Source organism: Actinomadura keratinilytica (genome assembly GCF_039539665.1).
Taxonomy (GTDB): domain Bacteria; phylum Actinomycetota; class Actinomycetes; order Streptosporangiales; family Streptosporangiaceae; genus Spirillospora; species Spirillospora keratinilytica.
The window spans coordinates 14,892-34,724 of the sequence record NZ_BAABDO010000044.1 but is presented as its reverse complement, the minus strand read 5'-3'; the positions used below and the strand labels follow the sequence as shown (position 1 = coordinate 34,724).

Sequence of the window (19,833 nt, the reverse complement as noted above, 5' to 3'; positions counted from 1 at the left end):
GGTCATGACGGAGACGGTGAGCGGCTCGTCGGCGGCCCGGCGCGGCAGGGGGAGCCGCAAGGGGCTCAAGATCGAGCGGATCTTCACCACGCCCGGCGTGCACCCGTACGACACGATCCGCTGGGAACGTCGTGACGTTGTCATGACCAACTGGCGGGACGGCTCCATCAACTTCGAGCAGCGCGGTGTGGAGTTCCCCGACTTCTGGTCGGTGAACGCCGTCAACATCGTGACGTCGAAGTACTTCCGCGGTGCCCTTGGCACCCCCCAGCGCGAGCACAGTCTCAAGCAACTGGTCGACCGGGTGGTCAAGGTGTACGTTGACACCGGTCTGGCCGAGGGCTACTTCGCTTCGGAGGAAGACGCCCAGATCTTCGACCACGAGCTGAAGCACGCACTGGTCCACCAGCTGTTCAGCTTCAACTCCCCCGTCTGGTTCAACGTCGGCACCAAGTCTCCGCAGCAGGTCAGCGCCTGTTTCATCCTCTCGGTGGACGACTCGATGGAGTCGATCCTGGACTGGTACAAGGAAGAGGGGATCATTTTCAAGGGCGGCTCCGGGGCCGGTGTCAACCTCTCCCGCATCCGCTCCAGCAAGGAACTGCTCTCGTCCGGCGGCACCGCCAGCGGACCGGTGTCGTTCATGCGCGGCGCCGACGCGTCCGCTGGAACGATCAAGTCGGGCGGCGCCACCCGCCGGGCCGCCAAGATGGTCGTGCTGGACGTCGACCACCCCGACATCGCCGAGTTCATCGAGACCAAGGCCCGCGAAGAGGATAAGATCCGGGCCCTGCGCGACGCCGGGTTCGACATGGACCTGGGCGGCAAGGACATCGTCAGCGTCCAGTACCAGAACGCCAACAACTCGGTGCGCGTGTCGGACGAGTTCATGCGCGCGGTGGAGAGCGACGGCGAGTTCGGGCTGCGCGCCCGCCTGAACGGCGAGGTCGTGGAGACCGTCCGGGCCCGCGACCTGTTCCGGCAGATGGCCCAGGCCGCGTGGGAGTGCGCCGACCCGGGCATCCAGTACGACGACACGATCAACGACTGGCACACCAACCCCGAGTCGGGCCGCATCACCGCCAGCAACCCGTGCTCGGAGTACATGAGCCTGGACAACTCCTCCTGCAACCTGGCCAGCATCAACCTGCTGAAGTTCCTGCGCCAGGACGACACCTTCGACGTCGACGGCTTCATCAAGCTCACCGAGCTGATCATCACGGCGATGGACATCTCCATCACCTTCGCCGACTTCCCGACCGAGAAGATCGCCAAGACCACCCGCGACTACCGTCAGCTCGGCATCGGCTACGCCAACCTCGGCGCCCTGCTGATGGCCACCGGGCACGCCTACGACTCCGAGGGCGGCCGCTCCCTCGCCGCCGCGATCACCTCGCTGATGACCGGCGTCGCCTACCGCCGCTCCGCCGAACTGGCCGGGGTGGTCGGCCCGTACGCCGGGTACGCCCGCAACGCCGAGGCGCACAAGCGCGTCATGCGCAAGCACGCCGCCGCCAACGACGAGATCCGCACGCTGGACGAGATGGACCGGGCCATCCACGCCGCCGCAACCAAGCAGTGGCAGCAGTGCCTGAAGACCGGTGAGAAGAACGGCTACCGCAACGCCCAGGCGTCGCTGCTGGCCCCCACCGGCACCATCGGCCTGATGATGGACTGCGACACCACCGGCATCGAGCCCGACCTGGCCCTGGTGAAGTTCAAGAAGCTGGTCGGCGGCGGCTCGATGCAGATCGTCAACCACACCGTCCCGCGCGCCCTGAAGAAGCTGGGCTACCAGCAGGAGCAGATCGAGGCGGTCGTCGAGTACATCGCCGAGCACGGCCACGTGGTGGACGCGCCGGGCCTGCGGCCCGAGCACTACGAGGTGTTCGACTGCGCGATGGGCGAGCGGGCGATCAGCCCGATGGGCCACGTGCGGATGATGGCCGCCGTCCAGCCGTTCCTGTCCGGGGCGATCTCCAAGACCGTCAACATGCCCGAGCAGGCCACCGTCGAGGACATCGAGAAGGTCTACTTCGAGGGCTGGCGGCTCGGCCTGAAGGCCCTGGCGATCTACCGCGACAACTGCAAGGTCGGGCAGCCGCTGTCGGCGGCCAAGAAGGCCGAGAAGACCGAGGAGGCCCCGGCGCCGGTCGAGGTCGCGCGCCCGGTCCGCAAGCGGCTGCCCAAGCAGCGTCCCGCGACCGTCACCCGCTTCTCCGTCGCCGGCGCCGAGGGCTACATGACCGCCTCGTCCTACCCCGACGACGGCCTCGGCGAGGTGTTCCTCAAGCTCGGCAAGCAGGGGTCCACCCTGGCCGGCGTGATGGACGCGTTCTCCATGGCGATCTCCATCAGCCTCCAGTACGGGGTGCCGCTGGAGACCTGGGTGGAGAAGTTCACCAACATGCGGTTCGAGCCCGCCGGCATGACCGACGACCCCGACATCCGCATGGCGACCTCGGTGATGGACTACATCTTCCGCCGCCTGGCGCTGGACCACCTGCCCTACGAGACCCGCGCCGAACTGGGCATCCTCACCGCCGAGGAACGGGCGATGCAGGCCAACGGCGAGGACCCGGCCACCCTGCACGCCGAGACCGAGGTCGATCAGGAGATCCTGGCCCAGTCCGCGGAGATCGCCAAGCCGGCCGAGCCGCGCCGCCCGGCGGTGGGGTCCGAGCCGCACTCCTCGATGGAGGTCATCGAAAGCCGCCAGGGCCGCACCGCCGACGCGCCCCTCTGCCTGACCTGCGGCACCAAGATGCGTCCGGCCGGCAGCTGCTACGTCTGCGAAGGCTGCGGCTCCACCAGCGGCTGCAGCTGACCCCGGCCACGTCGGACGCGGCATTCGACCTGACCGCTGAGACGCCTGATTGAGAAGGGGGAACCGGCGCCCGCCGGTTCCCCCTTCGGCGCATCGGTCAAACGATCGCCCGCGCCTAGGCAGTGTCGTCAAAGTGGCTGCGGGATGGTCGGTCGATGCGGACCATGTGGCCGCTCTTCGACAGGCGCATCCATCGGCGGCGCGGCGTCGCCGAGCGCTGCTTCGACCGCATCGGGCGGCGGCACGGCGCCGCCACCCGCGCAACCGCAGGACCGCCGAGTCCTTTCGAGCCGCCGTCACGTCGACCGCCCTGCCGATGTGGCCATGACACTTTGACGACACACCCTGGGGCCTGTCGGTGGATCAGGGTGGATCCGCAGCAGCGCGGTGGCCGGGGGGCTCCGGCCGGTGGTGACAGGCCGGGCGCCGGGGCGGCGGTGCCGCACCTCACTTCGGGCAGGTCGGTGCCTTTTCGGATCGCTTTGTTCTGTCGATGAGGCGGCTTCACCGGAGGCGGACACGCGGCCGCCATGATCCACCGGACACAACCTAGGCCGTGTTGCAGAGTAGGTGGAGCCGGAGAAGAGCCTGATGGCGGGCAGCGGGCTTGATATGGCGGGTGTCCACGGCCCGGTGGCGTTCGGGAGGGCGCGGCCGTGCCCGACGGGATGGCGTCTTCGGTGGTCGGCCGGGTCGAAGGCGGGTGGACGACCGCTGCCGCTGTCGGGCCCGGCCTCTGCAACCGGGATCATGGCGGCGATGCTCGCCGCACTTTGAAACACGCCCCAGACGCGCGACGTCCCTATGACCACGCCGCGGCCGCGGCGCCGACTCCGCTGATCGAGGCCGTGGCAAACGGGCCCGTCCACGCCGTGTTCTGTGGATCGTGGTCGAGCCAAAGCGTGAGGCCGGGCTGATGCCGACGCGTTAGTTGTGCTGTTCGACGACAGGTTGGTGACGCGGTCGGCTGGGGCTCGGCCCGCGATGCCGGCGTGGGGTCGGTGGTGGTTGTAGCGGTCGAGCCGGTCGCCGAAGGCGGTCTGCCGTTCGATTTCCGAGGTGTAGGGCCGCTGGTAGGCCCACTCCTCCAGCAGGGTGCGGTGGGAGCGTTCGGCCTTGCCGTTGGTCTGGGGACGCCAGGGCCGGGTCCAATGGGGGCCTGATGCCCAACTCCATGCGGGTGGCATACCAGGTCGTCTTGATATAGGCCCAGGCATTGTCGGTCAAAACGCGCCGGACGGTGATGCCCGGGCGGCGAACAAGGTCGTGGCGAGGGCCGGGAACGCGGCGCAGGTGGGGGCGGTCTGGTCGGTCAGGTTCTGGGGGCGGGCGGCTGGGCGGGAGTGGTCGGTTCGGGGCGGTGTGCAGGTAGAGGTGGCCGCCGCCGTCGCGGTGCCGGTGCGGTTGGCGCGGCCCGCGGCACGCCCGAGCACCTTGTGTCCGCCGCCGTCCGGGGGTGCGGCCGGGTTTCTTGACGTCGATGTGGACCAGGTCTCCGGGGTGCCGGTGCTCGCAAGCGGTGGACGGGTTCGCCGGTGGCCCGGTCGCCTGCCGCCGGCGGTGGCAGTCCGTGGCGGACCAGGGTGCGGTGTGCGGTGGACGGTGCGAGGTCGGTGCGGGCGGGGCGGGCGGACCGGGCCGATGCGGTGGGCCCCGGCGCAGGGCGAGCACCTGCGCCTCGACGCGCGGTGGTGTCCGGGTGGGGCTGTGGTGAGGGCGGCCGGGTGCGGTCGTGCATGCCGGCGCGGCCGGCCTCCTCGGCCAGCGACTCGGCCTCGGCGGTGGTCAGCGCCAGCGGCCATTCGCTGAGCACGTGTTTGCCCGCGTCCAGGGCCGCCCGGATCAGTTCGGCGTGGTGCGGCACCTTGACGGTGACGGCCACGATGTCGACGTCCGGATGGGCGGCCGGCCGGCGGGCGTCGGTGAACGCATGTGGAGCGCCGAACAGCCGGGCCGCCTCGCGGGCGCTCTCCTCGCGGGTGGTGCCCACCGCGCTGATCTCGTACTGCGGGAGCGCGCGCAGAGCGGGCACATGCGCCGTGCGCGCCCAGCCGCGGTCCGGGCCGGCGCCGATGACACCGACCTTGATCGTCTTCATGCTTCCCCGCCCTTCTCGAAGAAATGGACTTGTGGCGTCCGGTTGTGCGACCATAGCTCAAGCGGACGTCAGTTGTCCACTTAAACCGGAGGAAGGGGGTCCGGTTATTGGTAGAATCGCGGTATGAGCGCGGTGGACCGGCTGTTGGACGACGGGTCCGGACGGCGGCCCCGGGCCGACGCCCGGCGCAACCTGGAGCGGCTGGTGGCCGCGACCCGGGAGGCCGTCCGCGAGATCGGCGGCGAGGTCACGGCGCATGAGATCGCTCGTCGCGCGGGTGTGGGCATCGGCACGTTCTATCGCCGCGTCGGTTCTCTGGAAGCGCTGCTGGAGGCGGTCCTGGAGGAGGTGCTCGGCGAAATCGTGGCGCGGGCCGACCAGGCGCTCGCCCATCCCGACCCCTGGACGGGCTTCCGCGAGTTCGCGCAGGGCTACATCCGGCTGCGCAACGAGCTGTGCGACATTAACGACGCGCTGGGCGGATCTCTCGATCACGCCCGGGCGGACCTGCGGGAACGGTTGCGGCTCCTGGTCGAGCGCGTCCAGCGGGCCGGCGTGGTCCGGCCGGACGTCACCTGGCCCGACGTGGCGTTCCTGCTCGTGTCGGTCGCCACCGGCGACCACACCCTCGGTGTGCGCGCGGGAGAGCACCAGTGGGAACGCAACCTGCAGATCGTCCTGGACGGGCTGCGCACCGACCGCCCCGAGGAGCTGCCGGGCCCACCGCCCTCCGTGCCGTGAACCGCGGGTGAGCCGAACCGGCCGGCGGCCTTCCGAAGCAGCCGGAATCCAGGCCGGGGCGCCGAGGTTGCTACCTGTGTGATGCACGGTGAGTACAAGGCGCCCGGCGGCAAGCTCGTCGTCGTGGATCTGGACGTGTCGGACGGCAGGCTGCGCGACGTACGGGTGAGCGGCGACTTCTTCCTGGAACCCGACGAGGCCCTAGAAGAGATCAACACGGCGATCGAAGGTCTGCCCGCGGCCGCCGATGCCCGCGACATCGCCGCCCGTGTCCAGGCGCGGCTGCCCGAGGGCACGGTCATGCTCGGGCTGTCCGCCGAGGCGGTGGGCATCGCCGTGCGGCGGGCGCTCACCAGCGCGTCCGACTGGCACGACCACGACTGGCGGCTGATCCACGAGGGCCCGCAGGAACCCGCGCTGCACATGGCGCTCGACGAGGTGCTGGCCGTGGAGGTCGGCGCCGGACGGCGCCCGCCGACACTGCGCATCTGGGAGTGGGCCTCGCCGGCAGTGATCATCGGTAGCTTCCAGTCGGTGCGCAACGAGGTCGACGCCGCCGCGGCCGAGCGCTACGGCGTCACGGTGGTGCGCCGCATCAGCGGCGGCGGCGCGATGTTCGTCGAGCCGGGCAACACCATCACCTACTCGCTGTACGTGCCCGAGTCGCTGGTGGCGGGCATGTCGTTCGCCGAGAGCTACGCCTTCCTCGATGACTGGGTGCTGGGCGCGCTCGGTGAACTGGGCGTCAAGGCGTGGTACCAGCCGCTCAACGACATCGCCTCCGACCAGGGCAAGATCGGCGGAGCGGCGCAGAAGCGCCTGGTGGCCGGCGCGGTCCTGCACCACGTGACCATGGCCTACGACATCGACGCCGACAAGCTCACCCGGGTGCTGCGCATCGGCCGCGAGAAGATCTCTGACAAGGCTATCGCCAGCGCCAACAAGCGCGTCGACCCGCTGCGGCGGCAGACCGGTCTGCCCCGCGAGCAGATCATCGAACGGATGGTCGCCCACTTCCGGAGCCGCTACGGGCTGACCGACGACCGGCTCACCGAAGAAGAACTGCGCACGGCGGAGAAGCTGGTGGCGGAGAAGTTCACCGACCCGGCCTGGACCGCCCGCGTCCCCTGACCTTCCGCCCCGGCACGCCCCCCACCGGCCGCTAGTGGCAAGCCCTTGGGCAGAGGTCGCCCGTGGGCGGGGCTAGGCCGTAGGTTGGACGCGGGCGGGCTTTGGCGCGCGGTCCGGGCGGGGTCAGGGCCGGTGGCCAGTGGATCCGGGAGGAACGTTCATGACGTTGCAGAAGGGCGCCAACACGCCGGTGCCTGTTCCATCCGTGCGTGTCGAAATGGGCTGGCGGGGCGGGCCCGGAGTGCCCGATGCCGACGCGTCGGCGCTGCTGCTCACGGATGCGGGCAAGGTGCGTTCCGACGATGACTTCGTCTTCTACAACCAGCCCGTCCACGTATCGGGTGCGGTCCGGCACGAGGGCAAGCAGCAGGGGCCGACCGTGCGCGACGTGCTGAGCGTCGATCTGGGACGGGTCGAGCCCGACGTGCAGCGCATCGTGATCGCGGCGTCGGCGGACGGTGGGACGTTCGGCCAGTTCCAGGGGTTGTACGTACGGCTGCTGGACGCGGCGACCGGTGCCGAGGTGACTCGCTTCGACAACCCGGGCGCGACCACCGAGACCGCGTTCGTCCTGGGCGAGCTCTACCGGCGGCAGGGGGCCTGGAAGTTCCGGGCGGTCGGACAGGGCTACGACACCGGACTCGCCGGGCTGGCCACCGACTTCGGCATCACCGTTGACGACCCGGGGCAGAGCGCTCCGCCGCCTCCGCCCGTGCGGCCGATGCCGCCTGTGCAACCCGCGCCGCCCGTACCGCCCGTGCAAACCGTTCCACCGGCGCAGGCGGCGCCTCCTGCGCGGTTCGCACCGCCCCAGCAGGCGGCGCCTGCGCCTCAGCCGGGTGGCGTGGTCTCGTTGACCAAGAGCGCGCCGTCGGTGTCGCTGACCAAGCACGGCGCCACGTCCGGGCATATGCGGGTCAACCTGAACTGGTCCGCGCGGCCGGGCGCGGCCCGAGGGCTGCTGGGCAAGCTCCGCCGCGGCGTGGACCTGGACCTCGACCTGTGCGCGCTGTGGGAGCTGAAGGACGGGCGCAAGGGGATCGTGCACGCCATCGGCGACTTCGGTGCGCTGGACCGGCCCCCGTACATCCAGCTCGACCGCGACGACCGCTCCGGCACCGTGGAGACGGGCGAGAACCTGACCATCAATCTGGACCACACCGCCGACTTCAGAAGGATCTTGGTGTTCGCCGAGATCTACGACGGCGCCGACGACTTCCGCGGGCTGGACGCGGTCGCCACCCTCTACCCGCGCGGTGCCGCGCCCATCGAGATGCGCATGGACGACTGCGTCGACGCTTCCCGCGACGTCGTGCTCGCCCTGATCGAGAACGTGGGCGGCGAACTGGTGGTGCGCCGTGAAGGACGGTACATCCTCCCGCCGCCCGGTCGTCCGCGCTGGGGGAAGCTGGCCGTCGACCAGGCGTACGGCTGGAACCTGGAGTGGGTCGCCTCACGCGGCAAGGACTGAACGGCCGAGCCGGCCGTCGCTGCGGCGCGTCCTTCCATATGATGTGCCGAGGCTGCTCTCGTTGTCGGACAGCCGGGCCGAGGTTCCGCATGACGGCGGCCCCCTGAACGACAGGTGCTCCCGGGGGCCGCCTACTACGGAAAACCGGGGGTCACGTGCCGTTCTTGGTGATGGAGTCGGCCAGATCCTTGTTGCGGGCCACGCGGACGAGGGCTGCGGCGAAGCGGGCCAGATCCTTTTCGGGGACTTCGTCGGCGAGCCGCTTGGGATCCTTGGGCAGGCCCAGGCGTTCGGCGCCCTTGAGGGCCTGCTCGTCGAAGTAGGGGCGCAGCCACGGCCACATGGCCTGGGCCTCGCGGCAGAAGATGTCCACGCCGGCCGGGCCGATGCCGGGGAACTCGCGGAGCAGCTGGCCGGCGCGCTCCCTGTCGCGTTCCGACTCGATCGCCAGCCGCCGCAGGTCGCCGTTGTACTTCTCCTGGACGAGCTCGGCCATATCGCCCAGGTGACCGGCGGTGCTCTCGTCGTAGCGGGCGTAATGGCCGCGGCCGAGCGCGTCCACCCGCTGCTGCCAGGTCAGCCGGGCCATGCCGCGTGCGGTGCCGCCGCCGGCCTCGAACAGCTGACGGGCGGCCGCCATCGCGATCTCGGTGGAGATCCGGGCGCTGAGGAGGTTGGACAGGACCAGCAGCTTCCACAGGGCGGCGGGTTGGTCCTTGAGCGGAACACCCGCCTCCTCGGCGTAGGTCTCGCCCGCCTCGCGCAGCAGCCTCTTCACGACAGCGTCCATGACACGCACCTCCCGTCACTCCGCGCTTTTACCCAGGCAGGCGCGGATGACTCCCGCCGACGCGGTGCCGGACGCGGCCACGCGCCCGAATGTTCGCGATATGTAGGATTTGTCGGTTTGGAGCGTTCACATCGCGGCGGACGGCCGGAGAGACGGTCACAGAAGGCTCAGCTGCCCCTCGCCCGCCAGCGGGTCGCGGTGCTTCTTCAGGTGCCGCCAGCGGGGCAGCTCGTCCATATAGGACCAGGACAGCCGGTGGTGCGGCGTCGGGCCGGACTCCTCGAGGGCCTTCTGGTGGACGGGGGACGGGTACCCGGCGCTGTCGGCGAAGCCGTACCCGGGGAACTGCGCGTCGAGGGCGGCCATGAGCCGGTCGCGGTGCACCTTGGCCAGCACCGACGCCGCCGCCACCGTCACCGAGCGCTGGTCGGCCTTGATCTCGCAGCGGGCCCGCCACCGGCGCCCTCCGGACGCCGGGCCGATGTAGTCGTGCTTGCCGTCCAGGATGACGGCGTCGGGCGGCTCCGGCAGCGCCTCCAGGGCGCGGACGGCGGCCCGGCGCAGCGCCTCGGTCATGCCGACCTCGTCGATCTCCTCCGGGGCCGACGAGCCGAACGCGTACGCGGTCAGCCAACCGGGCAGCACCTCGGCGAACGCCTCCCGGTGCGCCGCCGACAGCAGCTTGGAGTCGGTCAGCCGGATCGTGCGGCCGCCCCGTCCCGGCAGCTCGGGCGGCGGCGAGAGGTCGGCGACCGCCGCGCACACCACGACGGGCCCGGCCCACGCGCCGCGCCCCACCTCGTCCACCCCGGCGATGCGCCGCGCGCCGAGGGCCGCGCGCAGCTCCCGCTCGATCTCGTACCCGGCCGACGGAGGCGCCGCCTCCGGTCCGGCCGACGGCTCCAGGCCCGGCAGCGCGTCGGTGGCGTCCGTCACATGCTCTCCCGTACCAAAGTGCTGATCCGAGCGGACGGGGGTGTCCGCGGCCGTTCGATCGTAGAGGCGCCGCCCCCGTCGCGGGCGGGCTCGCCACGGCCGAGCGCGAAGATGATCTCAACGGCGTCGGCCGCCGGTGACGTGCGGCACGACCCGCCGATGGCGTGGGGGCGCAGGCAGGGGGCCGGCCCGGGGCCGTGTCCCACCCGGCACGGCGCAACGAACCGCGTTCAGATGGTGCCGATCCGAGGGGTCCTGCGCTTTACTCGCCTTGATGGCATTGTTCGGCAGGTCCCGCTCCCGCCCGCCGCTGGGCACCGCAGCGCGGGATCTTTTCGAGCGCCTGCGTGTGCGTTACTTCCAAATACAGCCCGGCCTGCGGTTCCTGGGGGCGGTGCTGGGGGTCGCGCTGGTGGTGTCGGTCGCGGTGGTCCTGAACGGGCCGGTGCTCAGCGCCGCCGTGTTCACGGTCATCCTGATGGTCGTGGTGCACCTGACGCTGCGGTCGCCGGCGGGCATGGCCGTCGTGTCGGTGATCGCGGCGTGGCTGGCGGTGTCGGTGCCGCTGGGACGGCTGTACCCCGAACGCGCCGACGACCCGTACCTGAACGCCCCGCTCCTGCTGGGGCTGCTGGCGCTGCCGGTGGCGTTCGTGGCGTTGCGGCTGCGCGGGTACGCGCCCTGGCGCACCGCGCTGCTCGCACTGGCGGCGGCCGGGCTCACCGCCGCCGCGACCGTCCATCCGTTGCCGGGGCTGCACGTGGCACCCGCCTGGCTGGCCGCTTCGGCCGTGCTCGCCTACCGGTGGGACCAGGCGCGCCGGGCCATGTCCGCGGAGGCGTACGACACCGGCTGGGTGCAGGAGCAGGCCGGCATGACCGGAGGCGGCGAGCCGCCGCTGCGCACCTCCGGAGAGGGCGGTCCCACGCCGCTCCTTGACGGCAGGCCGCAACCGCGCAAGCGCCCCCCGGGGAGGCGCCCCGGCGCGCCCGGCCGCACCGAGGGGTTCCCTACGGGCGTGCCCGCGGCCACACAGGCGGCCTACGAGCAACGCGCCGCCTCCCACGCCAGGGCCGCCGCCACCGCCCGGGAGCAGGCACGGGCGGCCGTCGCCCCGATGTCCGCCCCGGTCGGCGGACCGGACGGGCGGAGCGCGGACGGGCGGCCGGAGATCTCGGTCGAGGAGGCGATGGCCGAACTGGAGGCGATGGTCGGCCTGGAGCCGGTCAAACGGCAGGTCCGGGCGATCGCCGCGTCCATCGAGGCCGCGCGTCTGCGCGCGGCCGCCGGGGTGCCCACCGCGAAGCCGCTGCCGCACCTGGTGTTCGTCGGCCCGCCCGGCACCGGCAAGACCACCGTCGCCCGCATCCTCGCCAAGATCTTCTACGCGTTCGGGCTGCTGCCCACGCCGAAGGTGGTGGAGGCGCACCGCGCCGACCTGGTGGGGGAGTACCTCGGCGCGACCGCGATCAAGACCAACCGGCTGGTCGACTCGGCGCTGGGCGGGGTGCTGTTCGTGGACGAGGCGTACGGGCTGGTCAACGCCGCCGAGGGCCAGATCGACCGGTTCGGCGCCGAGGCCGTGCAGACGCTGCTGAAACGCGCCGAGGACGACCGCGGCGACCTGGTGGTCATCCTGGCCGGGTACGAGCCGCAGATGACCGGGTTCCTGGCGTCCAACCCGGGCCTGGCCTCGCGGTTCGCCACCCGCGTGCACTTCCCCGGCTACCGGCCCGCCGAGCTGCTGCGCATCGCCGAGTACCAGGTCGGGCTGCGCGACGACCGGCTGGACGAGGGCGCGCGGCGCCGCCTGCGCGCCCGCTTCGAGGAGGTGGAGCGGCGCGGGATCGTCGACGAGCTGGGCAACGGCAGGTTCGTCCGGTCGCTCACCGAGGCCGCCGCCCGCGCCCGCGACGTGCGGGTCATGGACGCGGCCGCCGCGCGGGGGCGGCGGCCCACCGCCGAGGAGCTGGTGACCCTGCGCGCCGAGGACGTCGACACCGCGTTCGCCGAGATCACCGAGCGGTACCGCGGCTACGCCGAGACCCCGACCCTGGACGAGGCGCTCGGCTCGCTGGACGCCATGATCGGGCTGGCCCCGGTGAAGCGGCAGGTCCGGGAGATCGCCGCGCAGCTGCAGGTGGCCCGGATGCGCGCGGAGCAGGGCCTGGTCACCCGCCCGCCGACCCGGCACTTCGTGTTCACCGGCCCGCCCGGCACCGGCAAGACCACGGTGGCGCGGGTGCTCGGCCGGGTGTTCGCCGCACTCGGCCTGCTGGCCCGTCCCGAGGTGGTGGAGGCGCAGCGGGCCGACCTGGTCGGCGACCACCTCGGCGGCACCGCCATCAAGACCAACAAGGTGATCGATTCGGCGCTGGGCGGGGTGCTGTTCATCGACGAGGCGTACGCGCTGAGCAACCCCGGCTACACCGGCGGCGACGCGTTCGGCGCCGAGGCCGTGCAGACGCTGCTGAAGCGCGCCGAGGACGACCGCGACCGCCTGGTGATCGTGCTGGCCGGGTACGCCGAGGAGATGGAGCGCTTCCTGGCGTCCAATCCGGGGCTGGCCTCGCGGTTCGACGTCCGCGTCGACTTCCCCTCCTACGGCCCCGACGAGCTGCTGCAGATCGCGCAGCTGATCGCCGAGGAGAACGGGGACCGCTGGGAGGAACGCGCGCTGGACGACCTGGCCCTGGTGTTCCAGCGGGCGTGCGGGCTCGGGCGCGTCGACGAGCTGGGCAACGGCCGTTTCGCCCGCTCCGTGTACGAGAAGGCGTGCGCGTCGCGGGCCCTGCGCGCGGCCGGGCTCGGCGCGGCCGCCACCCCCGCCGACCTCACCGTCCTGACCGCCGAGGACGTCCGCGCCGCCCTGGCCGAGCTCGCGGGCCGGGTCGGCTGACCCGGCCTCGGCACGGGCCGCGACGCGGGCACAGGCGCGGCCCCGCCCGGATTGTCGGTGGGGCGGGGTTCAATCGGTGCATGGCGGTTTCGTGGGGGCAGGTGCTGGCCTGGCGGATGCGGCGGCAGTTCGTCGATCCGCCGGGGGACGGGTCGGCCGTCGGCATCGCGCGGCGGCTGGCCGGGGTGCAGGCCCAGGTCGCCTCGGCGGCCGAGCTGGCCGTGGCGGTGCGGCAGGCCCGCCCCGTCCCGGGGGACGTGCCGAGGGCGCTGTGGGAGGAGCGGACGCTCGTCAAGACCTGGGCGATGCGCGGAACTTTGCATCTGCTTCCCGTTGAGGAGGCCGGCGCCTACCTCGCCCTGTGCGGCACGCTCCGCAACTGGGAGAAACCGAGCTGGCAGCGGACCTTCGGCGCCACGCCCGCCGACCTGGAGGCGATCGCGGCCGCGGCGGCCGGCGCGCTGGCGGGCGGGAAGGCGCTCACCCGCCAGGAGCTCACCGCCGCGATCGTCGACGAGACCGGCTCGGCCCATCTGGCCGAGGTGCTCGGCTCCGGCTGGGGCACGCTGCTGAAGCCGCTGGCGTGGTGGGGCGTGCTGTGCCACGGCCCCTCCCGGGGCAGCCGCGTGACGTTCACGTCGCCGGAGGGCCTGCCCGGCTGGCGCGGCCTGCCGCCGCCGGAGGAGGCCGCCCGCACCGTCATCCGGGCCTATCTGGGCGCGCACGGTCCGGCGACGCCGCAGGCGTTCGACAACTGGCTGACCCGCGGCGGCAGCCGCAAGCGGGACCTCAAGGGCTGGTTCGCGGCGCTCGCCGACGAGCTGGCGACCGTCGAGGTCGACGGGGAGCCGATGTACGTGCTCGCCGAGCACGCCGACGAGCTGGCCGCGACCGAGCCGTCGCGGTCGGTGCGCCTGCTCGGGGGCTTCGACCCGTACGTGCTCGGCGCCGGGACGAACGCCGCGTACCTCATCCCGGCCGAGCGGCGTGCCGAGGTCAGCCGCGCCGCGGGCTGGATCGCCCCGGTGGTCCTCTACGAGGGCCGGGTCGCCGGAACCTGGGAGGCCGAGGACGGCGAGGTCGCCGTGACCCCCTTCGAGGACCTCCCGGCCGGTCCTCTCGAAGCCGAGATCGCCCGCGTGCGGTCCCTGTCGGCGGCCTGACCGGAGGCCCCCGCCGCGCCGTGGCCGGGCGCGCACCCCGGCTTGCCGCACGCTGCCCGGTGACATGCCGGTTCTGGGGGCGCCGGCTGCGCAAGGGGGCTGGGGTCAGGAGGGCCAGGTGCTGAGGGCCAGCTCGGCGACCCGTTCGAGGTCTTCGCGGGCTGCGCCGCCCGCGGCCTGGACGGACAGGCCGTAGACGGTCGTCCACAGATAGCGGGCCAGGGCGGCGGTGTCGGCATCGGGAGGGAGGTCGCCTTCGGCGCGGGCACGTTCCAGACGTTCGCGCAGCGCCGCCTGGGAGGCGCGGCGGTGCGCGAGGACGTGCCGGCGGACGGGGGTGGCGTCCTCCCCGGTGGCGAGGGCGGACTGGACGACCAGGCAGCCGCGGGGGCGGCCCTCGGCCGTGGTGGCGCGGATGGCGCCGCGCAGCAGCTCCTCGGCGACGGCGCGGCCCGTGGGGGCGAGGAGGGCCTGCCGGAGGTATCCGCCGGGGCCGTCCAGGTAGCGGTCCAGGACCTTGCGGAACAGCGCCTCCTTGTTGCCGTAGGCGGCGTAGAGGCTGGGCCGGCTGATGCCCATCGCGGCGGTCAGGTCGGACAGGGCGGTGCCCTCGTAGCCCTGCCGCCAGAACACCTCCAGCGCGCGGTCCAGGGCCTCGTCGACGTCGAAGGCGCGTGGTCGGCCCGCTCCCATGTGCTCCTCACCTCGTTTCGTACCGATCGGTATAGTACTTCCCCGAAATTAGTACCGATCGGTATGAAATGGAGGCGGCATGCTCGACGGCAGGGTGGCGCTGGTGACCGGCGGATCGAGGGGCATCGGCGCGGCGACCGCGCGGGCGCTGGCCGACGCGGGCGCCGACGTGGCGATCAGCTACACGGCCGCGCAGGACAAGGCGCTGCAGGTCGTGGCCGACATCAAGGGGCGGGGCCGCCGCGCCGCCGCGCACCGCGCCGACCAGGGCGACCCCGCCCAGGTCGAACGGCTGGTCAAGACGGTCGCCGAGGAGTTCGGGCGGCTGGACGTCCTGGTCAACAACGCGGCCGTCATCACGCGGGCGCGCACGGACGAGGCCGGCGCCGACCGCGCGGCGCTGGACCGCATGTACGCGGTGAACGTCGCCGGCGTGGCGGCGGCGATCCGGGCCGCGGCCCGGGTGCTCGAGGACGGCGGGCGGATCATCACGATCGGCTCCAACCTGGCCGCCCGGGCCGGCAAGCCCGCCGTCGCCGACTACGCGGCGACCAAGGCGGCGGTCATCGGCTACAGCCGGGGCGCGGCCCACGACCTGGCGCCGCGCGGCATCACGGTGAACGTCGTCCAGCCCGGTTCGGTGGCGACCGACATGAACCCGCCGGACGGCCCGACCTCCGACGCCCAGCGCGCGATGAACGCGATGGGCCGGTACGGGCGCCCGGAGGAGGTCGCCGCCGGAGTGGTGTTCCTGGCGAGCCCCGGCGCCTCGTTCATCACCGGTGCCGTGCTGCCGATCGACGGCGGCTACCTGGCCTGACCCGTCCGGAAGCGCACGCGCTGGCCCGGGCGGAGCTGGGCGGCCAGCGGGACGTCGTCCGACACCACGACCGCCACCACAGGGTAGCCCCCGGTCGTCGGGTGGTCGGTGAGGAAGATGATGGGCAGCCCGCTGGGCGGCACCTGGATCGCCCCCGTGACCATGCCCTCGCTGCCCAGCTCCCCGTGCCGGGCACGGGTCAGGGGGGCGCCGTCCAGGCGGACGCCGACGCGGTTGCTGTCCGCGGTGACCTCGTAGGGCGTGGACGTGAGCGTGGTGAGCGCGTCCTCGGCGAACCAGTCGTCGCGGGGGCCGGGCACCACCCGCAGTTGCGGCACCTCGGGCAGCGCCGGTACGGGCGCCACGTCCACGTGGATGTCGGCATGGCAATCGAGGGGGCCCACCGGCAGCAACTCGCCCGCCGACAGGGGCGCGGGCCCCAGCCCGGACAGCAGGTCGGTGGAACGGCTCCCCAGCACCTCGTCGACCGCCACACCTCCCCGTACCGCCACATAGCTGCGCAGCCCCGCGAGCGGCGTGCCGAACTCCACGGTGGCGCCCGCCGGCACGTGGCAGGGCGCGTTCATGCCGTGGGGACGGCCGTCGATCCGCACCGGCAGTGGCGCGCCCGCCACGGCGATCCAGGAGCGGGCGTGGAAGCGCAGCGCGGCGCCGCCGAGGGTGAGTTCCACACCGGCCGCGCCCTCGGGGTTGCCGACGAGGCGGTTGGCCAGCCGCAGTGCGCGCTCGTCGGCCGCCCCGGACCGGGGGACGCCCAGGTGCGCGTGCCCGGGCCTGCCCAGGTCCTGCACCGTCGCCAGCGGCCCGGGCCGCACGACCTCGATCACGGCGTCTCCTGCGGAACGAACCGCACGCGGGTGCCCGGCTGCAGCAGGGACGGCGGGTCGCGCCGCACGTCCCACAGGGGCAGGTCGCTGCGGCCGAGCAGCCGCCAGCCCCCTGGCGAACGGGACGGGTACACCGCGCTGTACGGCCCGGCGATGGCCACCGAGCCCGCCGGCACGGCCGTGCGGGGCGACGTGCGGCGCGGAACGTGCAACGCCGGGTCCAGACCGGTCAGGTACCCGAAGCCGGGGGAGAAGCCGAGATAGGCGACGGTGTAGGACGCCGCGGCGTGCCGCCGGACCACCTCGGCCCGCGACAGCCCGGTGAGCTCGGCGACCTCGTCCAGGTCCGCCCCGTCGTACACCACCGGGATCTCCACCGGCGGCGCGTCGCCGGACGCCGAGTCGGGCAGCGGCAGCCTGGGCAGGCGGGCGGCCAGGGCGGCGAGGTCGCAGCACGCCGGGTCGGCGACCACCAGCACCGTGCGCTCGCCCGGGACCACGTCGACCACGCCCGGCGGCCCCGCGGCGCGGACGGCCGCGTTCAGCCGGTGCGCGGTCGCCAGGTCGTCCACCTCCACCAGCAGCGCCGTGTCGCCCGCCCTGCGGACCCTCATGCGAACGGCTCCGGCCGCACCCCGGCCTCGGCCAGCGCGGCGCGCACGGCCCGGGCCAGCTCCACCGCGCCGGGGGTGTCGCCGTGGACGCAGAGGGAGCGCGCGTTCAGCGTCACCTCGGTGCCGTCCACCGCCACGACGGTGCCCTCGACCGCCATCCGCACGGCCCGTTCCACCACGGCGTCGCGGTCGTGGATGACCGCGCCCGCCTCGCGGCGCGACACCAGCGCCCCCTCCGGGGTGTAGGCGCGGTCGGCGAAGCACTCGGCCACCACGGTCAGGCCGTCGGCGGCTTCGTACACCGACGACCCGGGCAGCGTCAGGACGGGCAGGGACGCGTCGTAGGCGCGCACCGCGTCCGTCACCGCGCGCGCTTGGACGGGGTCGCGGGCGATGCGGTTGTAGAGCGCGCCGTGCGGCTTGACGTAGGAGACGCGGCCCCCTTCGGCACGGGCGATGCCGTCCAGCGCCGCGATCTGGTAGAGCACGTCGGCGGTCAGTTCGGCCGGGGCCACGTCCATCTCGCGGCGCCCGAACCCCGCCAGGTCGCGGTACGACACCTGCGCGCCGATCCGCACCCCGCGCTCCACCGCGGCCGCGCACACCCGCCGCATGATCAGCGGATCGCCCGCGTGGAACCCGCACGCCACGTTCGCGCTGGTGATCACGTCGAGCAGCGCGGCATCGTCGCCCAGCGTCCAGATGCCGAACCCCTCGCCGAGATCGGCGTTGATGTCGATGACCGCCATGCCACCAGATCTACCACCGCGGCGGCCTACACGGTCTCCTCGTGCACGTCCCGGACCTCGCCGCGCGGCGCCCACGCCTGGTACACGCCCCGGTCGAACGGCTCCAGGCCGAGCCGCTCGGCGACCGGCGCCCTGCCCCCCGTGTACTCCACGCGCAGCCACTCCCCGTGTTCGCCGAGCACCACGAACGGCTCGCCGCGCCAGCTGCACCGCGTCCTGACGTAGTGCAGGCGGTCGACCTCGGCGGCCGGCACCACCCGCACGTACCGGTCCGGGGCGACCTGCGTGAACCCGTCCGCGGGACGCGGCAGGTACAGCCGGACGGTGTCGCCGTCCGGGCTCGCCTCGTAGTCGGTGCCGCGCCACTTCGCGTAGTACCCGTGCCGCATCGTCATCCCTGTCCTCCCGCCCGTTCCCGTGGGTACCGCCCAGGGGCGGCGTTGTCGCCGTCGCACCGCCTCCAACGGCGGTGGTCGGCGTCGTAGGCGGCCACCAGCGTCTCCGCCCCGGAGCGGTCGAGACGCCACATCTCGGCGCCGTGCGGGAGACGCAGGCTGTCCACCTTGAACTCGGGGATGGCCGGGCCGTCCCCGGACGCGTACCCCGAGCCGTGGAACGGCGCCTTCTCGATGACCCAGCCCCCGGGGATGATGCTCATGCTCCACTCGTCGATGCCGCCGAGCGGCCTGCGGTAGAGGGCGGGGCGGACGGCCTGCCAGCGGATGACGTGGATCTCCTCGTCCTGCGCGGAGAACGGCGACCCCTCCCACACCAGCCCGAGCCCGTGCACGAGCCGCGAGGGGGTGTTCAGCTCGCGCACGTCCTGCAACCGGTGCACGTACCCGGCGACCAGGTCGTAGCCGCCCTCCACGTAGTGCGCCACGTGGTCGGGACGCACGACCTTCTGCATCACGGTCGTGTCGGTGGCCTTCTCGTGCTGCGGGGGCCGCACGGCCTCGCCGCCGTTGGCCGCCGACTGCGCGGCGGCCCTGCGGACGGGGGGAGCGCCTTCCGGGGCGTCCCCCTGCCCGGCGCTTCGCCCGGCGCCCGGCCCGGCTTCCCGCCCGGCGCCCGGCCCAGCGTCCTGACCGGAGGGCGGCCCGGCTTCCCGCCCAGAGGCCGGCGCGGTCTCCTGCCCGGGGGCCGACCCGTTACCCCCGGGGCGCTGAGGGGCCAGCGCCGGAGCGTCCAGGTAGGCGGCGCTGGGGAGGCCGGGGTTGACCGCAAGCTGCCAGTCCGGATGCGGCCAGTGCCGGGCCAGCTCCTCCAGGGTGCTCGTCCGATGGTGCACGGCCTGGCCGCGCAGGGACGCGTCCATGGCCTCGGGGGAGGTGAACGCCAGCACGAACGTCCCCTCACCGATCCGCGCGGTCGCGTAGTGCCGCCCGTCGCCGCCCCCGGGGCCCTCGGACCGGCCGGGGTCCGGAAGGTACAGCGTGGCCCCGGAGAGCAGACGCAGGTAGCCCTCCTGGTCGCCGCGCTCACGGGCGTCGGCGAGCGCCGCGTCCACGGACGCGCCTCCGGCGGGCGAGGGCTCGGCGGCGACGGGCGCCGCCACCTCGCCGCCCTCGGCGGGCGCCGGGGGGATGCCCAGCTCCGGCAGCATCAGCACGCCGCCCTCCGGCCCGGTGCGCGCCGCCTGGTACACCAGCCCGCGGGGGTCGGACAGGCCGTGCACCTCGCGGAAGGCGTTGATCATCATCCCGGCCAGGATCGCGCAGTCCTCGGCGAACCGCTTGTCGTCGCGCGAGGACCCGTCGCTCTCGTCGAAGCGGTACCACCAGTTGCGCCGCACCTCGCCGCCGGCGCCGTCCCCGCCGCCCCGCTCGTCGGGGCGCTGCCAGCCGAGCGCGGCCAGGCGGCGCTCCTGCGCGGGCGACAGCGGCCGCGGCAGGAACGCGCTGCTGACCGCCTCGGCCTCCAGGCCGTCCTCCGTCCGCATCGCCTGGGCGTACGGCAGACCGCCCGGCGCCTCCACGATCAAAAACGCCCGGACCGGCAGTCGCAGCAGCTCGATGGTCAGCCGTTTGGCGAAGTCGTTCCAGTCCAATCG

15 protein-coding genes and 2 pseudogenes are annotated in these 19,833 nt (G+C 73.2%); 7 read left to right on the top strand and 10 right to left on the bottom strand.

From position 1 onward, the window contains the following. Nucleotides 1–4: 4 nt before the first annotated feature. Nucleotides 5–2,827: a vitamin B12-dependent ribonucleotide reductase gene (locus ABD879_RS16115; RefSeq protein ID WP_345022226.1), complete on the top strand. Its 2,823-nt coding sequence runs from the start codon at nucleotides 5–7 to the stop codon at nucleotides 2,825–2,827. A gap of 932 nt (nucleotides 2,828–3,759) precedes the next feature. On the opposite strand, the pseudogene ABD879_RS16110 reads toward ABD879_RS16115, so the two are convergent. Together ABD879_RS16110 and ABD879_RS16105 are read right to left on the bottom strand one after the other, a co-directional pair. Further along, nucleotides 3,760–4,597: pseudogene (locus ABD879_RS16110) on the bottom strand (integrase core domain-containing protein); the annotation flags it as partial. A gap of 28 nt (nucleotides 4,598–4,625) precedes the next feature. Then, nucleotides 4,626–4,925 (bottom strand): annotated as a pseudogene (locus ABD879_RS16105) (Gfo/Idh/MocA family protein); the annotation flags it as partial. A gap of 123 nt (nucleotides 4,926–5,048) precedes the next feature. Here ABD879_RS16105 and ABD879_RS16100 point away from each other — a divergent pair. The 3 genes from ABD879_RS16100 (at nucleotide 5,049) to ABD879_RS16090 (ending at nucleotide 8,268) form a co-directional block, all read left to right on the top strand. Beyond that, nucleotides 5,049–5,666 (top strand): TetR/AcrR family transcriptional regulator, encoded by a 618-nt coding sequence (locus ABD879_RS16100; RefSeq protein ID WP_345022225.1) that lies wholly within the window; start codon nucleotides 5,049–5,051, stop codon nucleotides 5,664–5,666. 81 nt (nucleotides 5,667–5,747) lie between these two features. Then, a complete protein-coding gene (gene lplAB / locus ABD879_RS16095) occupies nucleotides 5,748–6,797 on the top strand; it encodes a lipoate-protein ligase LplAB (protein WP_345022235.1) in 1,050 nt (349 codons plus the stop codon). Nucleotides 6,798–6,957: 160 nt separating this feature from the next. Next, nucleotides 6,958–8,268 (top strand): TerD family protein, encoded by a 1,311-nt coding sequence (locus ABD879_RS16090; protein WP_345022224.1) that lies wholly within the window; start codon nucleotides 6,958–6,960, stop codon nucleotides 8,266–8,268. Nucleotides 8,269–8,419: 151 nt separating this feature from the next. On the opposite strand, the gene ABD879_RS16085 is transcribed toward ABD879_RS16090, so the two are convergent. Together ABD879_RS16085 and ABD879_RS16080 are read right to left on the bottom strand one after the other, a co-directional pair. Further along, nucleotides 8,420–9,058, bottom strand: coding sequence for an HhH-GDP family DNA glycosylase (locus ABD879_RS16085; RefSeq protein WP_345022223.1), 639 nt, complete (start codon nucleotides 9,056–9,058; stop codon nucleotides 8,420–8,422). Nucleotides 9,059–9,214: 156 nt separating this feature from the next. Then, complete coding sequence (locus ABD879_RS16080; protein WP_345022234.1) at nucleotides 9,215–9,964, bottom strand: ribonuclease HII; 750 nt, start codon at nucleotides 9,962–9,964, stop codon at nucleotides 9,215–9,217. Nucleotides 9,965–10,268: 304 nt separating this feature from the next. Here ABD879_RS16080 and ABD879_RS16075 point away from each other — a divergent pair, with 304 nt between their 5' ends. Both ABD879_RS16075 and ABD879_RS16070 read left to right on the top strand, forming a co-directional pair. Continuing rightward, on the top strand, nucleotides 10,269–12,893 hold the full coding sequence (locus tag ABD879_RS16075) for an AAA family ATPase (protein ID WP_345022222.1): 2,625 nt from the start codon (nucleotides 10,269–10,271) through the stop codon (nucleotides 12,891–12,893). A gap of 80 nt (nucleotides 12,894–12,973) precedes the next feature. Continuing rightward, nucleotides 12,974–14,056: a winged helix DNA-binding domain-containing protein gene (locus ABD879_RS16070; protein WP_345022221.1), complete on the top strand. Its 1,083-nt coding sequence runs from the start codon at nucleotides 12,974–12,976 to the stop codon at nucleotides 14,054–14,056. A 105-nt stretch (nucleotides 14,057–14,161) separates the two neighbouring features. Here the strand turns inward: ABD879_RS16070 and ABD879_RS16065 are convergent, their stop codons facing one another. Continuing rightward, complete coding sequence (locus ABD879_RS16065; RefSeq protein WP_345022220.1) at nucleotides 14,162–14,749, bottom strand: TetR/AcrR family transcriptional regulator; 588 nt, start codon at nucleotides 14,747–14,749, stop codon at nucleotides 14,162–14,164. Nucleotides 14,750–14,828: 79 nt separating this feature from the next. On the opposite strand from ABD879_RS16065, the gene ABD879_RS16060 reads away from it, so the two are divergent. After that, nucleotides 14,829–15,569, top strand: coding sequence for an SDR family NAD(P)-dependent oxidoreductase (locus ABD879_RS16060; RefSeq protein ID WP_345022219.1), 741 nt, complete (start codon nucleotides 14,829–14,831; stop codon nucleotides 15,567–15,569). Here the strand turns inward: ABD879_RS16060 and ABD879_RS16055 are convergent. From ABD879_RS16055 to ABD879_RS16035, 5 genes are read right to left on the bottom strand one after another with little or no spacing between them, the layout of a single operon-like run. After that, nucleotides 15,557–16,417, bottom strand: a complete 861-nt coding sequence (locus ABD879_RS16055; RefSeq protein WP_345022218.1) for a 5-oxoprolinase subunit C family protein — start codon at nucleotides 16,415–16,417, stop codon at nucleotides 15,557–15,559. The two genes, ABD879_RS16060 and ABD879_RS16055, sit on opposite strands and share 13 nt — an antisense overlap. Beyond that, nucleotides 16,414–17,031, bottom strand: coding sequence for a 5-oxoprolinase subunit PxpB (pxpB, locus tag ABD879_RS16050; protein ID WP_345022217.1), 618 nt, complete (start codon nucleotides 17,029–17,031; stop codon nucleotides 16,414–16,416). The genes ABD879_RS16055 and pxpB overlap by 4 nt, the downstream gene beginning before the upstream one ends. After that, complete coding sequence (locus ABD879_RS16045) at nucleotides 17,028–17,780, bottom strand: LamB/YcsF family protein (RefSeq protein WP_345022216.1); 753 nt, start codon at nucleotides 17,778–17,780, stop codon at nucleotides 17,028–17,030. The genes pxpB and ABD879_RS16045 overlap by 4 nt, the downstream gene beginning before the upstream one ends. A gap of 26 nt (nucleotides 17,781–17,806) precedes the next feature. Continuing rightward, the gene (locus tag ABD879_RS16040) at nucleotides 17,807–18,175 is read right to left on the bottom strand and encodes a hypothetical protein (protein WP_345022215.1); all 369 of its coding nucleotides are present in this window, start codon (nucleotides 18,173–18,175) and stop codon (nucleotides 17,807–17,809) included. Beyond that, nucleotides 18,172–19,830, bottom strand: coding sequence for an SseB family protein (locus ABD879_RS16035; protein WP_345022214.1), 1,659 nt, complete (start codon nucleotides 19,828–19,830; stop codon nucleotides 18,172–18,174). The genes ABD879_RS16040 and ABD879_RS16035 overlap by 4 nt, the downstream gene beginning before the upstream one ends. Nucleotides 19,831–19,833 lie beyond the last annotated feature (3 nt).

What these genes read in the sequence shown, in the direction of transcription:
- ABD879_RS16115 (WP_345022226.1), top strand. Translation starts at nt 5, where the DNA reads ATGACGGAGACGGTGAGCGGCTCGTCGGCGGCCCGGCGCGGCAGGGGG.
- ABD879_RS16100 (WP_345022225.1), top strand. Translation starts at nt 5,049, where the DNA reads ATGAGCGCGGTGGACCGGCTGTTGGACGACGGGTCCGGACGGCGGCCC.
- lplAB (WP_345022235.1), top strand. Translation starts at nt 5,748, where the DNA reads ATGCACGGTGAGTACAAGGCGCCCGGCGGCAAGCTCGTCGTCGTGGAT.
- ABD879_RS16090 (WP_345022224.1), top strand. Translation starts at nt 6,958, where the DNA reads ATGACGTTGCAGAAGGGCGCCAACACGCCGGTGCCTGTTCCATCCGTG.
- ABD879_RS16085 (WP_345022223.1), bottom strand. Translation starts at nt 9,058, where the DNA reads ATGGACGCTGTCGTGAAGAGGCTGCTGCGCGAGGCGGGCGAGACCTAC.
- ABD879_RS16075 (WP_345022222.1), top strand. Translation starts at nt 10,269, where the DNA reads ATGGCATTGTTCGGCAGGTCCCGCTCCCGCCCGCCGCTGGGCACCGCA.
- ABD879_RS16070 (WP_345022221.1), top strand. Translation starts at nt 12,974, where the DNA reads ATGGCGGTTTCGTGGGGGCAGGTGCTGGCCTGGCGGATGCGGCGGCAG.
- ABD879_RS16065 (WP_345022220.1), bottom strand. Translation starts at nt 14,749, where the DNA reads ATGGGAGCGGGCCGACCACGCGCCTTCGACGTCGACGAGGCCCTGGAC.
- ABD879_RS16060 (WP_345022219.1), top strand. Translation starts at nt 14,829, where the DNA reads ATGCTCGACGGCAGGGTGGCGCTGGTGACCGGCGGATCGAGGGGCATC.
- pxpB (WP_345022217.1), bottom strand. Translation starts at nt 17,031, where the DNA reads ATGAGGGTCCGCAGGGCGGGCGACACGGCGCTGCTGGTGGAGGTGGAC.
- ABD879_RS16045 (WP_345022216.1), bottom strand. Translation starts at nt 17,780, where the DNA reads ATGGCGGTCATCGACATCAACGCCGATCTCGGCGAGGGGTTCGGCATC.
- ABD879_RS16040 (WP_345022215.1), bottom strand. Translation starts at nt 18,175, where the DNA reads ATGACGATGCGGCACGGGTACTACGCGAAGTGGCGCGGCACCGACTAC.